The 15,789-nt window shown below is 71.7% G+C and carries 12 protein-coding genes; 6 read left to right on the top strand and 6 right to left on the bottom strand.

Translation table 11 applies throughout. The features are described 5' to 3' along the window. Window positions 1-21 precede the first annotated feature (21 nt). A complete protein-coding gene (locus tag OJ997_RS00450; protein WP_270023003.1) occupies window positions 22-195 on the bottom strand; it encodes a CsbD family protein in 174 nt (57 codons plus the stop codon). A gap of 205 nt (window positions 196-400) precedes the next feature. Between OJ997_RS00450 and OJ997_RS00445 the strand changes: the two genes are divergently transcribed. Continuing rightward, window positions 401-3,007 carry a M1 family aminopeptidase gene (locus tag OJ997_RS00445; protein WP_270023002.1) on the top strand — a complete coding sequence of 869 codons (2,607 nt, stop codon included), beginning with the start codon at window positions 401-403 and terminating at the stop codon, window positions 3,005-3,007. A gap of 46 nt (window positions 3,008-3,053) precedes the next feature. Here the strand turns inward: OJ997_RS00445 and OJ997_RS00440 are convergent, their stop codons facing one another. Further along, entirely contained in the window at window positions 3,054-3,626 is a 573-nt protein-coding gene (locus OJ997_RS00440; protein WP_270023001.1) for a hypothetical protein, read from the bottom strand. Then, the gene (locus OJ997_RS00435) at window positions 3,623-4,033 is read right to left on the bottom strand and encodes a hypothetical protein (RefSeq protein WP_270023000.1); all 411 of its coding nucleotides are present in this window, start codon (window positions 4,031-4,033) and stop codon (window positions 3,623-3,625) included. Before OJ997_RS00435 ends, OJ997_RS00440 begins: the two co-directional genes overlap by 4 nt. Before the next feature lie 144 nt (window positions 4,034-4,177). On the opposite strand from OJ997_RS00435, the gene OJ997_RS00430 reads away from it, so the two are divergent. From OJ997_RS00430 to OJ997_RS00415, 4 genes are all read left to right on the top strand, one after another. Beyond that, on the top strand, window positions 4,178-4,783 hold the full coding sequence (locus tag OJ997_RS00430; RefSeq protein ID WP_270022999.1) for an RNA polymerase sigma factor: 606 nt from the start codon (window positions 4,178-4,180) through the stop codon (window positions 4,781-4,783). Next, window positions 4,780-5,514: a hypothetical protein gene (locus OJ997_RS00425; RefSeq protein WP_270022998.1), complete on the top strand. Its 735-nt coding sequence runs from the start codon at window positions 4,780-4,782 to the stop codon at window positions 5,512-5,514. The genes OJ997_RS00430 and OJ997_RS00425 overlap by 4 nt, the downstream gene beginning before the upstream one ends. Window positions 5,515-5,594: 80 nt before the next feature. Continuing rightward, complete coding sequence (locus OJ997_RS00420) at window positions 5,595-5,984, top strand: hypothetical protein (RefSeq protein WP_270022997.1); 390 nt, start codon at window positions 5,595-5,597, stop codon at window positions 5,982-5,984. Continuing rightward, complete coding sequence (locus OJ997_RS00415; RefSeq protein ID WP_270022996.1) at window positions 5,984-8,182, top strand: D-Ala-D-Ala carboxypeptidase family metallohydrolase; 2,199 nt, start codon at window positions 5,984-5,986, stop codon at window positions 8,180-8,182. Before OJ997_RS00420 ends, OJ997_RS00415 begins: the two co-directional genes overlap by 1 nt. Before the next feature lie 112 nt (window positions 8,183-8,294). Here the strand turns inward: OJ997_RS00415 and OJ997_RS00410 are convergent, their stop codons facing one another. Then, window positions 8,295-8,846, bottom strand: coding sequence for an LmbU family transcriptional regulator (locus OJ997_RS00410; protein WP_270022995.1), 552 nt, complete (start codon window positions 8,844-8,846; stop codon window positions 8,295-8,297). Between the two features lie 107 nt (window positions 8,847-8,953). Beyond that, on the bottom strand, window positions 8,954-10,429 hold the full coding sequence (locus OJ997_RS00405; protein WP_270022994.1) for a peroxidase family protein: 1,476 nt from the start codon (window positions 10,427-10,429) through the stop codon (window positions 8,954-8,956). Between the two features lie 157 nt (window positions 10,430-10,586). Here OJ997_RS00405 and OJ997_RS00400 point away from each other — a divergent pair, with 157 nt between their 5' ends. After that, window positions 10,587-14,966, top strand: a complete 4,380-nt coding sequence (locus OJ997_RS00400; protein WP_270022993.1) for a hypothetical protein — start codon at window positions 10,587-10,589, stop codon at window positions 14,964-14,966. Here the strand turns inward: OJ997_RS00400 and OJ997_RS00395 are convergent. Further along, on the bottom strand, window positions 14,963-15,688 hold the full coding sequence (locus OJ997_RS00395; RefSeq protein WP_270022992.1) for a hypothetical protein: 726 nt from the start codon (window positions 15,686-15,688) through the stop codon (window positions 14,963-14,965). The two genes, OJ997_RS00400 and OJ997_RS00395, sit on opposite strands and share 4 nt — an antisense overlap. Window positions 15,689-15,789 lie beyond the last annotated feature (101 nt).

Here is a 15,789-nt window from a genome sequence, read left to right as displayed (position 1 = left end):
CGTGCGGCGCGCACCCGCGCGTCAGTCGCGGTTGACGGCGTCCTTGAGCTTGTCGCTCGCGTCGCCGACCTTGTCCTTCACCGTGCCGGTGGCCTGATCGACCTTGCCCTCACGCTTGAGGCCGTCGTCGCCGGTCAAAGCGCCCGCGGCTTCCTTCGTGCGGCCCTTGGCATCGTCTGCGGCACCGTCGCCCATGGTGTGCTCCTCTCGTGGTTGGACGTCCCTGCCCTACCCATGAGGCGGATTCGCTAGCCGCCTGCCCTTGTGGCTCAGCGGTTAGCAATCCCACACTCAGGTGATGTTCATCTGTTGATTCCGCTCCACGGCGGGGGAATTGACTCCTCGTCAGCACCGTGGAACGCTCGGCTCCTACTCGCGTCGCAACGAGGGGGTCAAACCAATGAATAAGGGTTCCAGGCGCGCCATCGGCGCGTCATTAGTCGTGCTGGCCGCGCTGGTCGGCGCACCGGCCGCGCACGCCGCGGGCGTCGGCGTCACGTCGCTCAGCTCACTGCCGGCCGGAGCCGGCTCCGGAACGCTCACCGGCGTCGTCACCAACGACACCGACCACGCTGCCACCGCCGACGTCAGCGTGCGCGTGATGCGCCGCTCGACGGGCGGCGCGCTGATCGGCAAGGCCAAGGTCGGCGTCGCCGCCCACGGCACCAAGAGCTTTCTCGTCAGCGTGAAGCTGCCGAGCCTGAAGAAGGGCACGTACTACGTCGCCGCGTGCACGCCGCAGGGCGGCGCGGACGCCGGCAAGCTCGGCTGCGCCACCAGCGCCGCCGACCTGAAGATCAAGGGCGGCGACCCCGTCCAGGGCAAGCTCGCCACCAAGGCGTTCGAGCAGCAGAACGGTGCCGCGAAGGCCAAGGCCGCGCAGGCCGCCGACTGCACCCCGGGCGCCCGCACGCTCTCCCAGCCGGGCAACCGCGTCTGGCCGGAGCTCGGCAACGGCGGCTACACGTCGCTCCACACCGACGTCTTCACCGTCTACGACGCCGTCACCAACAAGTTCCTGCCGGGCAACCACGTCGAGCTCACGCAGAAGTCGACCCAGTGCCTGTCGGAGTTCAGCTTGGACTTCGACCGCAAGAACAACATCTCCGCGACGGCGACCACGCCGGGCCCGGACATGACGATCTCGTCGATCACGATCGACGGCGTCCCGGCCACGTTCTCGCACAAGCAGCCGACCTACGCCGGCGATCCGAAGGGCTGGGACGATCCCGACCCGCTCGCGCACGCCGCCTCCAACACCAACCCGGTGAGCGCGACCAACCCGAACCCGCCGGCCTGCGCGCCGATCAACAACACGGCCGCCAACCAGGGCGCGCCGTGCGGCGAGACGAAGCTCGTGATCACGCCGGCGCAGCCGATCCCGAACGGCACGACCTTCAAGGTGGTCATCAACTACACGGGCCAGCCGGGCATCCGCTCGAACCCGTCGCTGGGCTCCGAGGGTTGGTTTCGCAACAACAGCCCGGTCGGCGACGGCGCGATGGTCACCAACGAGCCGTCCGGCTCGATGGCCTGGATGCCGCTCAACAACCAGGCGTCCGTCAAGCCGACCTACGACGTGCACTCGACGGTCAACTACGACCCGGCGGTCGCGCCGGAGGCCAACCGCGTCTTCATCGGCCCGGGCCGGCTCGTGTCCACGGTCGTCAACGCGCCGGACGCGAACTACCCCACCGGTGGCTCGCGCACGTTCAACTGGCACTCGGCCGAGCCGATCGCCTCCTACCTGGTGGAGAACAGCGTCGGCCACTTCGACGCCAGCCAGCGCGTCGCCACCGCCGGCGACGTCATCTACTACCAGTACCAGTCGGCCAACATCACGGCCACGCGCAAGGCCTCCAACAAGGCCATCATGGACATGCAGGAGGACATCACCCACTTCCAGGAGTCGGTGAACGGGCCGTTCCAGTTCAACGCGAACGGCATCGTCGTCGCGCTGCCGAGCGCCTCCTTCGAGGAGGAGATGCAGACGAAGATCGTGTTCGTCGGCGGCACGATCGGGTCCAACGCGCAGACCTTCAGCCACGAGAACATGCACCAGTGGTGGGGCGACGCCGTGTCGTACGCCCAGCCGAAGTACACGTTCTTCAAGGAGGGCTACGCGGACTTCTCGGAGTACATGTTCATCGCCCGCAACGCCGGCCTCGCCGCCGGTCCGGAGGGCTCGGACGCGTTCAAGGCGGCCTACGAGGCGAGCATCGTCAGCCGCTTCAACTCCCGCTACGCCACCACCAGCGGCACGTTCTGGGGCGTCGCGCCGAACAACCCGACCTCGGGCAACCTGTTCTCCACGGCCAACACCTACACCCGCCCGGGCCTGTCGTACACGGCCCTGCGGGCGATTCTCGGCCCGGAGAACTTCAACAAGGCCAGCCAGCAGATCCAGACCGACTTCCGCTACGGCGCGATCACGCCGGAGCAGGAGATCGCGATCTTCCACAAGTGGATGCCGAACCAGTCCAAGGGCTGCTCGAACAAGCTGGACGTGTTCTTCAAGCAGTGGTGGGACACGTCGTACACGGGCACGCCCGCGAACGGCAACCGTCCGCAGATCACGGGCCCGGGCCTCGCCGGCGGTGGCTTCTATGACGCCAACGGCGGCTGCTCGGACTACGGCGTCGACCAGCCCTTCACCCCGGGTGGCACGGTCGCCGCGACGCTGAGCCTCACGCTCGGCACGCCCGCCTCGTTCGGGACGTTCATCCCGGGCGTGGCGAAGGAGTACACGACCTCGACGCTCGCCAACGTCATCTCGACGGCGGGCGACGCGACCCTGGCGGTGTCCGATCCCGGCCACATGACCAACGGCGCGTTCTCGCTGCCGCAGCCGCTGCAGGTGGCGCTCTCGAAGACGTCGTGGACGGGCCCGGTCTCCAACGACCAGGTCCAGGTGCTGTTCACGCAGGCGATCGGAGTCAACGACGCGCTCCGGACCGGCTCGTACAGCAAGACGCTCACGTTCACGCTGAGCACGACCCAGCCGTAGCCAACCACGTGGTCCGGCGCCGGGTGGCGCCGGACCACGGGTCAGGTCAGCGGCTCGAGTCCAGCCCCTGCGCCTCCGCGTAGCGCACTTCGCGCTCGTGGGAGGCGTCGCACTGCGTGAGCAGCGCGGCCGACGAGTCGCCGCCGCCGCCGACGAGCTCGCCGATCGCCCGCGAGAGGACCGCGGCCGTCTCGGAGTCCCGCCACGACGACCAGCTCGGGATCGCGGCGAGGATCTGGCCACTCACGTCGGTCTCGCGACCGTCGCGATAGGCCCGCACCCACTGGCACATGGCGTTGTACTGCAGGACGCTGCGGGTCTCCGCGGCCGAGAACTCGCCGCCGGCGGCCTCCCACTGGATGCCGTCGAACGTGCCGCCCTGCGGCAGCGGAATGTCGTCGGCAAGCCCGTCCGCGAACGCGCGGGCGGTGGCCGCCGGGACGGCCGTGCCGGCGGAGAAGCGGTTCGAGGTCACCGCGGTGGCGAGCGCCTCGGAGCGCTCCAACGCGGCGGCACTGGCCGCGCTCGGAGGCGCGCTGGTCGCCGAGCCGGCGCGCGGGATGGCGAAGTAGAGCAGGCCGGCCACGAGGACCAGGCCGAGGACGAATGCGCGCTTCATCGTGACACCCGCCCGTCGTGGTTGACCATCGAGCCCGAGCCGCTCGTCGTGCGCCCGCGCAGGCGGAAGCAGAGGTCGGTGTAGCCCGTGAACAGCAGCTTGTAGGTCGTGTCGTTGATGGCGATCGTCGCCGGGCTGCCGAAGAGCGACAGGTCGGAGCATGAGTTGCCCGAGACCACGGTCGCCTTCGCAGGCGTGTCGAGCCAGCGGTACTGCACGGGGCCACCCCCGCTGGAGCTGACGTGATACGTGCTGCCCCAGGTGCTGGTCGTCTCCGTCAGATTCCAGTCGGTGAGATCGGAGGGCACTTGCGCCGCGGCGCCGGCCGGCAGCACGAGCCCGGCGAGCGCGGCGACGAGCGCCATCGCGCGCAGGCGTCCGCCTGCCCTGCGAGAGCGTCGGTCCATTGTGAGTCCTTTCGAGTTGAGATACGGACCGGTGCGCGCTCCGGCGAGCCCTTATGACCCACTCGCGGGCTCGTTTGTGACCGTTACCGAAATGGAGTCCGTCGCGTTCGGCGACAAGCCCGATCAACTAGGCTCGGTAGCCCAGTGCGGCCCCGGCTTCGTCTCCTCAAACGAGCCTCGGACAGCCTGCTCGTTGACGCGCAGGAAGACCCGAGCGCTTTCTCCGCCTTCTACGACGCGTACGCGGACCGCATCCTGCGGTTCCTCGCGCGGCGCGTCCTCGACCCCGAGGTCGCGTTCGACCTGCTGTCAGAGACGTTCGCCAAGGCGCTCGAGCGGCGGCTGCAGTTCCGCGGCACGAGCGCGGCGGAAGAACAGGGATGGCTGTTCGCGATTGCCCGCACCGAGTTGTCGCACTACTGGCGTTCTGGTCGGGTGGAACGCGCGGCGCTCGAGCGCTTCCGGATCACGACCCCTTCGCTCAGCACGCTCGAGTACGACCGGATCGAGTCGCTGAGCGGGATCAACGCGCTCGAGGAGCCGCTGCTGGCCGCGATGCACGGGCTCCCGGACGAGCAGCGCCGGGCCGTTGAGCTGCGGGTCGTGGAGGACCTGTCCTACGCCGAACTGGCCACGACGCTCGGCGTCTCCGAGCCGACCGCGCGCGCCCGCGTCTCCCGTGGCCTGCGTGCCCTGGCGATCGCGCTCCCGCCGCCCGCGCACGACGACGTCGTGGAGGACATCGCGTGAGCGCCGCCGACGATCCACGGGCGGCGCAGAACAGCATCCGCGACCAGCTCGTCGCGGCCGCGCACCGTGAGCCCGACCCCAGCCGGACCGCGCAGACCGCGCTGCGCGACGCGCTGGTCGCCGCCGGCGTGCGCGAGCACGAGAGCGCGGTCGCGGCTCACCGCGGGCGCCGCCGCCGGCGCCACCGCCGGACCGCGGGGTTCGCGGTGCTCGCGCTGCTCGGGGCCACGGCCGTCGCGGAGGGCACGGGCCTGATCTCGGTCGGCGAGCCGATCAAGCCGGCCCCGGGCCTTGAGGCGAGCGACCCGAAGATCACGGCCGCGAACGGCGAGCGGATGGACATCGTTGCGACTGCGCCAGACGAGCAGCGCAACGTGTCCTACGGCTTGGCGACCTATACCTCGGCGGCCGGCAATGACTGTGTGATCGCCGGCCAGCTCCGCGGCAACCAGCTCGGGCTCGAGCGCTATGGCACGTTCCATCGCTTCAGCGACCTGCGGCCCGGCGTCTGCGTCGAGGACGGAGGCCAGCGGACGAACGACCTCGTGAACGTGGACAGCGATCCCCCGCGCACGTTGCTCTACGGCATCACCACACCCGACAAGCCGGGCACGGTGACGCTCCGCGCGACGGGCGAGAAGCGCGCGATCGACCCGGTCGACGGCGGGGCGTGGCTCCTCGTGTACGAGGGCCGGCTCACCGTGGCGGACTTCAAGCTCGAACGACCCTAGCCGAAGCGACTTGCCTTGATCGGCCGTTGCGGAGATGGTCAGCACTGCTGATACCTCACTCGCTACGGAGGGCGTTGCCAATGCCGCTCAACCGACTCGTCGCTCTGCTGACCCCCGTCCTGGCCCTCGCCGCCGGGGGCTGCGCCACCTGGCTGGCGCAGAACTTCCCGGGCGTGAACATCCCCCAGGACACGCTGCAGGAGATCTTCATCGCCGGCGCCGTCGCCGTCCTCGCCCCCGCGCTGCACTGGCTGCACGGCTGGCAGAAGTGGGAGGCGCGCGACGCGATCGCCGTCGCCGCCGCCGACGCGAGCGACAGCGCGCACGCCGCCGCGGCCGAGGAGGCCGCGGTCGACGACGATGACGAGGACGACGACTGGGATCTCGACCTCGATCACGCCGGGCTCGACGACGACGAGGACGCCCTCGCGCTGGAGGCGGGCGACGAGCAGCCCGCCGGAGTGGCGTGATGGCGGCGGCCACCCAGGTCGACCGGCTGCGCGCCGGCAAGATCCTCAACCCCGAGATGGTGATCGAGGAGGCCAAGCGCGAAGGGCTGCGGCTCTCGCTCGCGTGCGCGATCCTCGAGAAGGAGTCCTCCGGCGGGCAGAACGTCTTCGGCCACGACCGCGACACGATCTTCGCCGGCGCGGGCGCCGTGACGCGCGAGAAGTACCTCGACTACAAGCGCCAGCGGGACGCGCAGCGCGGCCGGCACCGGATGCAGGGCGTCGGCCCCGCGCAGCTGACCTGGTGGGAGTGGCAGAACGAGGCGGACGCCGAGGGCGGCTGCTGGCAGCCGCGCTTCAACATCCGGATCGGCTTCCGCAACCTCGTGAAGCTGATGCGCGCGCACGGTGAGCCGGACGGCATCCGCCGCTACAACGGCACCGGCGACGCGGCCGAGGCCTACAGCCGCGACATCCGGGCCCGCGCCCGGCGCTGGCACCAGACGCTGTCGGGCGCCCGGCCGCCGGCGCCGGCGACGTCGCTGCGGCGCGGCGACACGGGCAAGGCCGTCCTGATCCTCACCCGGCGGCTCTCGTTCGTGCGCGCCGCCAAGACCCACAAGGGCTACCTGGACGGCAAGCGGACCACGTTCGACGCCGAGACCGAGCTCGCGCTCAAGCGCTTCCAGCGCCAGCACGGGCTCAAGGGCACGGGGGTCGCGAGCGCGGAGACGCTGCGCACGCTCGACCGCGCGACGCGGGCCGAGAAGGCGCGCCGCAAGCGCCCTGTGCCCACGCCCGGCACGCCCGCGCGCAAGCCGAAGCCCGCGCTGGCGGAGCTCGTCAACCACTACGAGCGCCGCGCCGCCCTGTCGGACCGCGCGTGGGCGGAGCTGCTCGCGTACGGCGGCCGGCTGCGTGAGGTGCTCGAGCACGAGAAGGCGCACCCCTCACACCCGTCGCCGAACGGCGGCGGGTCGGACGCGCTGGCCGACGCGCTCGCGCGGATCGAGGCCAAGCTCGGCATCCTGATCACGATCGAGGAGCGGCAGACCGAGCTGCTGACCGGCGGGCCGCGCCCACCCGTGATCGACGTCACCCCCACGCCGCCGGTGATCGACGCCGGTGTCCCGGCGGGTTCCGTGGCGACGGCGACGGCGCCCGCGGAGGCCCCGGTCGCCACCGCACCGGTGGCGCCGCCCAAGCGCCGCGCGCTGACCGAGCTCGACCACGCGGAGCTCGTGGGCCGGATCGCGCTGCTGGACCGCATGGCCCACCGCGCCCGCGCCGAGCTGATCGAGCGCTACGAGGACGCCGAGTCCGAGCTCGCGACGTTGCGGCCGCGGCGCACCAAGGTCCCGGCCGTGCGCGACAAGATGCGCCGCCCCGAGCACGGCGGCAACGGCAGCGGCAAGCTGCCCACCAAGCCGACGCCCGACCGCAAGCCGGACCCGGGGCCCGCGCAGGGCGGCCGCTCCGTCGTGGCCAAGCGCGGCGACACGGGCGTGTTCGTGCGCCGCTCGAAGCTCGCGCTCGCCCGCTACCTGAAGGGCCAGGGCGACCCCGATCTCGCCCTGCGCAAGCAGCTGCGCCGTGACGCGCGTGCCCCCGGGCGCCGCAACCTCGCGACCGGCGTGTGGGAGAAGGGCGTCCGCGCCGCGCAGCGGGTCGCCGGCCAGCGCGTCGACGGCCAGCTCGACGGCGAGCTGATGCGGCTCCTGCAGCCGTTGTGGCCGACCGACAGCGCGGCCAAGCGCGCCGTCCGCTCCACCCCGGCCTGGCGCACGATCCCCGGGCAGCTCACGCCGAACTTCAACGTGAAGGAGTTCGCCTGCAAGGACCGCGGCCACACGACGTACATCGCAGGGCTCATGCGCGAGCAGGGCCTTAGCCGCAAGGAGGCCAAGCTGCGCGCGAAGGGCCTCGCGAAGCGGCTCGAGCACCTACGGAAGCTCGACGGCGGCAAGCGGCTGGTCATCACCTCGGCCTACCGCTCGAAGCCGTACAACAAGTCGGTCGGCGGTGAGCCGAACTCCGCCCACCTGCGGGGGTACGCCGTCGACGTGCAACCGCCGAGCGGGGTGTCGCTCGATCGCCACCACGAGAACGCCAAGAAGGCGTTCGAGTGCGGGATCGGCTACTACGCGAAGGGGCGTGGCTACTTCATCCACTGCGACTTCGACCACACGCTCGGCAAGCGGCGCACCTGGCGGGGGTGAGTGTCCCGCCGGCGGGACAGGCGACGACTCGGCCTGCGGCCTCGCGTCGCTAGGAGGGCTCGCCCGGGGGCTCGCCCGGGGGCTCGCCCTCCCGGGCGCCGTCATCCCGACGCTAGTGGAGAGTCGCGTCGGCCGCGGCCGTCGTCACCGCGCGTACCCACTCGCGCAGCTCCTGGTCGGCCGCCTCGGCGGCCCGCCGCCAGCGCTCGGCGACGTCCGAGCTGACCTCGACGCGCACGACCGTCGCCGGCACGGCGCGGTCGGCGGCACGGTCCGCGCGCATCCGCCGGCGCAGCTCGTTGCGCGACCAGCCGTGCATCACGGCCCGGTGCAGCCACAGGTCCTGCTCGGGCGCCGGCAGCGACGCGACCTCCGCGTGATGCTGGAAGCTCAGCTCGTCGCGCCGCCGGGGCGCGTCGACGTTGCGCGCGACCCAGGCGTAGTTGCGCAGCGTCTGGTAGTCGAGGTCGGTCGCCTCGATCGCGGAGCGGTAGCGAGCGCCGAACCGGCGCTCGCCGAACAGCAGCCACTCCCCCAGCGCCCAGGCGCTCCCGCTGGCGATACGGGCGATCCGCCGGCCCACCCCCGACCACTCGTCGAAGGACATCGAGGCGCGGAGCTCGAGACTCGCCGCTCGCGGCGGCGCCATGACATCCGCGTGCATCAGGACGCGATGGTGGCCGACGCCGTTGAGGTGTGTCAACGCGGGCCCCGCAAACCCTCGCGGGGCCTTTCAGTCCGATTAGTGGTCTGTTTTCGTTCTGACTGGATTCACTGCCCGATGGTCGCGAACCGCAGCAGGTCGCCGAGCGTGAAGTGCCCCGCCTTGACCGCCTTCAGGCCCTGCGGCTTCCAGGTCGGCTGCTGGCGCAGGAAGCTCTGCGGGTCGTGCGCGAGCAGGCCGACGAGCACCTCGCCCACGATCCGCCCGCCGACCGGCCCGAGCCGCTGGCCGTTGCGCGGCGCGTTCTCGGCCTCGCGCAGGACGTAGTACCAGAGCGGCGTCTCCGCCTCGAGCGCGGCCCGGTGCGCCGCCGACAGGTTGAAGCGGTCCAGCCCGAGGTTGCTGACGGGTGTCGCGCCGATGGCCTGCGCGACCGCCTGCCCGGACGGCAGCTGCAGGGCCTTGCCGCGGCGCAGGTTGAGCACCGGCAGGCCCGTGTTGGCGCCGTCGATCGAGCCCGGGAGCTTGAGCAGCGGCTTCGCGAGCTGCGTGTCGATCTCGCGCGTGAGCTGCGGCTGGGAGCCGTCGATCTCGACGAAGTGGCGCCAGTCGATCGTCCACAGCGCGGGCAGCGGCCGGAAGCCGTTCAGGTGGCCGAGGATGTCCTCGTCCGCGGTCTTCGCGGCCGAGAAGAGCGGCACGCCGACGACGATGTCGTTGAGGTCGTAGGTCGGGCGGACCTGGCTGTGCCCGTAGCGGTAAGCGGCGCCGGAGAACTCGACCGGGATGAACGCGCCTTCGCGCGGGTCGAAGAAGCGCAGCTGCGGCTCACCGGCGTCCGGGAGCAGCTCGTTCGCCAGGTCCTCACCGATGATCCGCGGGAGGAAGTCGTGCACCACGACCCACTGGTAGTGCCACGTGACCACGCGCCGCGCCTCGGCGAACAGCGCCGCGCCCTTGAGCGCCGGCTGGGCCTTGGCGACCTTCTCCACCACGTTGTTGTGGAAGCGGATGAACGCGTGGTGCAGCTGGGAGACGATGATGTTCTCGTCGTTGCGCGGGTCGGGGATGATCGCCCGGCCCTGGGCGTTGCGCTGCAGGTCGCGACGCTCGAATGGGCTGTCCTCGGGGTTGCGGCCCTCCAGCAGCCGCACGCCGCGCCGGTCGGCCTTGGCGAACTCGTACAGGAACGGGCTGCCGGACGGACCGTTGCCGTAGAGCGAGTCCAGGTCGAAGCGCGGTGAGCGGAAGTTCGTCAGCGCGTCCGGGTCGTTGAACTTGCTGAGCTCGGAGAGCGGGTCGAACGTGATGTCGTGGTCGACGAACTGGCCGAAGTACGTGTAGGCCGACGGGATCTTCGGGTTGTCGCCGCTCGGCGCCTCGCGGTCCGCCATCGCCTTGCCGAGCGCGATCAGCGCGTCGCGGTCGTGACGCGGGGCGGGCAGCGAGCGGAACATGCGCCCGAAGCGGCCCTCGAACAGCGGCGAGCGGGGCACCGCGTCCTGGCCGCGCGGGATCAGCGTGCCGTGGTGGGTCTCCCCCTCGGCGGTCGCGGTCGTGGGCTCCTGCTCGACGATCGACATGGACGTGCTCCTCGGCGGACGACGATGTTGATCCGACCGTAACCCGCATGGACGTGCCGGTGGGAAAACTCGGGCTTGAGCGACCTTGACCGAAACTTGAGAGAACCCGGGTGCAACCAGGATTCACGTGATCGTCACCGCTCCGATGACCTTGAGCATGACCCGCCGTGTGCTCGCCTTCGCCCTTGCCGTCCTGACCGTCCTCGTCGTCGCGCCCGCCGCCCGCGCGGACCGGGAGTTCACCACCCGCTTCGCCGCCGACCAGTACGGCGACATGGCGCTGATCGGCAATGGACTCATGACCTGCCCGGCCGCCGACGCCGACTGTGCTGCTGCGCAGAGCGGCACGGCGACCACGCGTGCTCGTGACAACGACTTCAACATGACCTACGTAGACGTCGACGGCGACGGCAGCACGTTCGACTCGAGCACCTCGACCCTGACGATGCCGGCCGGCGCGACCGTGCTGTTCGCGGGCCTGTACTGGAGCGGCGACACGTCGGCGAACGCGACGATCCCGTCGGGCGCCACCTCCACCCCGACCCCGGCGGCGGCGCCGAACGCGGCGTTCGCGAGCGTCGCGCTCTTCAAGACGCCGGGCGCGTCGAGCTACGCGTCGCAGACCGCGGACGCGTTCGACACCTGGAACGGCGGCACGGCGCGCTACAGCGCGTTCAAGAACGTCACCGCGCAGGTCAAGGCCGCGGGCAACGGCGTCTACACGGTCGCCAACGTCCAGGCCGGCACGGGCGCCGACCGCTACGCCGCGTGGTCGCTCGTCGTGATCTACAAGGGCGGTTCGGTCGAGCGCAACCTGCGCGTCGCGGACGGCCTGAAGACGGTCTCGAGCACGAGCGGCACCGTGTCCTTCCCGGTCAACGGCCTGAAGGTCCCGAGCGGCTCCCCGGCCGCGCGCCTGGGCATCGTGGCCTGGGAGGGCGACGCGACCCGCACCGGTGACACGGCGACGTTCGCGGGCTCGGCGCTCAGCAACGGCCTGAACCCGGCCGGCGACGTCTTCAACTCCTCCAACACGCGCAGCGGCGTCGCGTTCACGGCCAAGAACCCGAACAACCCGAACCAGCTCGGCTCCGACATCGACGTGTTCAACGTGTCGGGGGCGCTGGCGACGAACGCGAGCACGGGCACGCTGTCCTTCACCAGCACCGGCGACGTCTACGCGCCGGCCGCGGTCGTCACCGCGATCGACCGCGCGCCGGACGCGCCGAGCAACGAGGTCGCGCCGACCGTCTCCGGCACGACCACCGACGGCCAGACGCTCACGGTCGCCGACGGCACCTGGAACGGCACGCCGGACCTCGCGTACACGTACCAGTGGCAGCGCAACGTCTCGGGCACCTGGACCGACATCGCCGGCGCCACCGCGAAGACCTACACGCTCGCCTCGGCCGACGCCGGCACCACCGTGCGGGCCGCGGTCAAGGCCACCAACGACCTCGGCAACACGACGACCAACACGGCCGCCACCGCGACGATCGCGGCCGTCGCGCCGGTCAACACCGTCGATCCGGCGCTGTCCGGCACGACCAAGGTCGGCCAGACGCTCACGACCTCCAACGGCACCTGGAGCGGCACGACCCCGACCTTCACCTACCAGTGGCAACGCTGCGACGCGGCGGGCTCGGGCTGCGCGGACATCGCCGGCGCCACGGCCCAGACCTACACGCTGGTCGCCGCCGACGCGGGCGTGACGGTCAAGGCGAAGGTCACCGCGACGAACGCCGCGGGCAACGCCGCCGACGTCACCGCCGCCTCGTCGGTCGTCACGATGGCGCCGGTCAACACGGTCGTCCCGGCCGTCACCGGCACGCCGGTCGCGGGGAACACGCTCACCGCCTCCACCGGCACCTGGACGGCCACGCCGACCGCGACCTACACCTACCAGTGGCAGCGCCTCGTCGGCTCGACCTGGACCGACATCTCCGGCGCCACTGCCGCTTCGTATGTGGTCGCCCGCGCCGACCAGGACGCCAAGCTGCGCGTCCAGGTCAAGGCCACCAACGCGGCCGGCAACGCGACCGCCGCCTCCGCCCAGACCGCGACCGCCACGGCCGCCCCGCTCAATACGACGGTCCCGGCGATCACCGGCACCGAGCGTGACGGCGAGACGCTGACCGTCGGCGACGGCGCCTGGTCCGGCACGAGCCCGCTCACCTACGCCTACCAGTGGCAGCGCTGCGTCAGCGGCACCTGCACCGACATCAGCGGCGCGACCGCCAAGACCTATGCACTCACCGCCGCGGACGCCGGCAAGACGCTCAAGGCGCGCGTGACCGCGACCAACAGCGCCGGCAGCGCGCCCGTGACCACCGCGGCCACCGGGACGATCGCCGCGACCGCGCCGGTCAACACCGTCGCCCCGGCCGTCACCGGCACCAAGCGCGTCGGCCAGACGCTCACGACCTCCACCGGCACCTGGACCGGCACCGCGCCGCTGACCTACACGTACGCGTGGCAGCGCAACGTCGACGGCGTCTGGACGACGATCGCCGGCGCCACGAGCTCGACCTACACGCTCGCCGCCGCCGACACGGGCAATACGGTCCGTGCCCGCGTGACCGCCACCAACACCGCCGGCAACGCCACCGCCGACACGACCCCGACCGCCGCGATCGACGCCGCCCCCGTGAACACGGTCGCCCCGACCGCGACCGGCCTGGTGCGCGAGGGCGCGACGCTGACCGCCACCGACGGCACGTGGACCGGCTCCCCCGCGCCCACGTTCACCTACGCCTGGCAGCGCAACGTCTCCGGCACCTGGACGACGATCGCCGGCGCCACCGCCAAGACCTACACGCTGACCGCCACCGACGTCGGCAAGACCGTGCGCCCGGTCGTCACCGCGACCAACAGCGTCGGCGCGGCGAGCGCGAACGGCACCGCCACGGCGACGATCACGGTCTCGCCCCCGGTCAACGCCGTCAAGCCGACGGTGAGCGGCACGGCGGCCGTCGGGTCGACGCTGACCGTCGCCTCGAACGGCACCTGGACCGGCACCGCGACGATCACCTACGCCACCCAGTGGGAGCGCTGCGACGGCGCGACGTGCGCGCTCGTCGGCACCGGCCCGAGCTACAAGCTGGTCGCCGCCGACGGCGGCAAGACCGTCCGCGCCCGCGTGCTCGCCAGCAACGGCGTCGGCACGGCGAGCGAGGTCGGCGAGCCGACCGCGCTGGTCGCCTCCGCCCCCGTCAACACCGTCGCGCCGGTCGTCTCCGGCGTCTTCACCGCCGGCCGGACCGTCACCACCAACAACGGCGAGTGGAGCGGCACGCCGGACCCGGTGCTCGCCTACCAGTGGCAGCGCTGCAACACGGCCGGCACGACGTGCACCGACATCCCGGGCGCCACCGCCCAGTCCTACACGCTCACGGCGAGCGACGTCGGCTACGCCCTGAAGGCGCGCGTGACCGCGTCCAACGGCGTCGGCTCGGCCGGTGTCGAGGAGGCCGCGTCCGCGCCGGTCGTCGCTCCGGCCAAGGCGACGGGCCCGCAGCTCGTCACCGCGCCGGTGGTCACCGGCGACCCCGCCCCGGGTGAGCGCCTGACCGCGACCAAGGGCGAGTGGCAGACCACGGGCGACGCGACCTACCGCTACCAGTGGCAGCGCTGCGACGCCGCCGGCGTGTGCACGGACATCCCGGGCGCGACCGGCGACACCTACGACGTCACCGACGCCGACAGCGGCTTCACCGTCCGCGCGACCGTGGTCGTGACCGACAGCGCCGGCACGGGCACCGCCGTCGCGGGCACCGGCACCGCCGTCAGCGACCTCGGCTCGCTCGCCGGCTCGCTCGTCGCCCCGACCGCGTGCACGACGCTCTCGAGCACGGCGATCGCGCGCAGTTCGGTCGTCCCGGGCGCGGGCAAGTTCAAGCTCGCGCTCAAGGCCTCCAGCAAGCAGGTGAGCAAGGCCGCGCCGGCCACGCTCGCCGTCGTCGGGCCGACGCGCAAGCTCAAGGCGATCGCGATCACCGTGGACGGCAAGCGCGTCCGCGGCAAGGTCACCGCCGCCCAGCTCGTCGCCGGTCGCAACCACACGATCGTCGCCAAGCTCACGCCGAAGACGGGCCGCACCCGCTCCGTGAAGCTGGTCATCGCCACCGCCAAGTGCGCGCCGATCCTCACCGCCACGCAGAAGCGCGGCGCCCGCAGCCGTACGCTGCTGCTGCGCGTGGACTCGCGCTGGGCCGTCGGCGGCGTGAGCTTCAAGCTGACGCCCGCGCTGGCCAAGGCCATCAAGCGGGGCGGCGGGCTGCAGATCACCGGCCGCACCGTCAAGCACGCGACCTACAAGCTCGGCAAGAACGCCACGCTCTCGGGCGCCGGCAAGCCGACGGTCAAGCTCGCCGGCCGCACCGCGGTCGTCACCGGCCCCCCGAAGGGCACGGGCATCGTGACCCTCACGATCCCGGTCAAGACGACCGCACGCGGACGCTTCAACGCCACGGCCACCCTGTCCGGCGGGAAGGCCGCGGCGCTGAAGACGTCGCTCGGCGCGAAGAAGCGCCGTTAGCGGCGGACCACCGTCGTCGGGAACGGGAGCACGAAGAACGGACCGAACACGCTGACGCCGGGCTGGCCGAGCACCGTCGCCGTCTGATGGCATGTGCCCTCGTCGACGATGTCGTGCTTGGCCTCGCCGGTGCGGCGGTCCACGCTCACCCGGCCGACGAGCGAAGCGCGGTCACGCACCCGGCCGCGCGAGTCGACGAAGTACGCGTGGATCGGGTTCGTCGACGTGAACGACTTGCTCGTCAGCACCTCGTGGGCGAGGTCGGACATGTAGAGCTTGAATTGCTCGCCGGCCTCGTTCTGGACGACCGCGCCGTCGAGCGTCCCGACGAACGTAAAGATGTCCGGGAAGCTGTTCCCGAACGCGGGCGGGTACGGCAGCGGCCGGAGCGCCGTGACCGACGCCCGCTCGACGGTCTCGAACGTCGCGGACACCACGCGGTAGGTGCCGTTCTCGCACTGGAACGGGCGCACGGTCGTCGGCATCGGCTGCGACTCGCGCACGATCGGGAACCCGGCCTGCGGGATGCCGAACCGCCGGTCGTCGATGTGCGTGAACAGGCCGAGCTGGCTCAGCCCGACGACGAAGCCCGGCCCGTCGACCGCGACGAACAGCGGGTTGTCGATGATCCTCAGCGCGTCGGACCGGCCCCCACCGGTCGCGGCGGCGGTGCCCGCCGGCACCAGGCTCAAAGCAGCGACCAACGCAACGAAGCGCTTCACGGCAACTCCCTCCCTCGACGGTGACGAGCGTCACCGTATGGACCTCTCACGCGATCTTCATGGTCCGAACGGTGGTTGCGCATCACCCTTTTGGTGCGAGT

Origin of the sequence: Solirubrobacter phytolaccae (assembly GCF_027587195.1) — a bacterium.
Classification (GTDB): Bacteria; Actinomycetota; Thermoleophilia; order Solirubrobacterales; family Solirubrobacteraceae; genus Solirubrobacter; species Solirubrobacter phytolaccae.
This window is presented reverse-complemented; position numbering and strand designations above follow the sequence as displayed.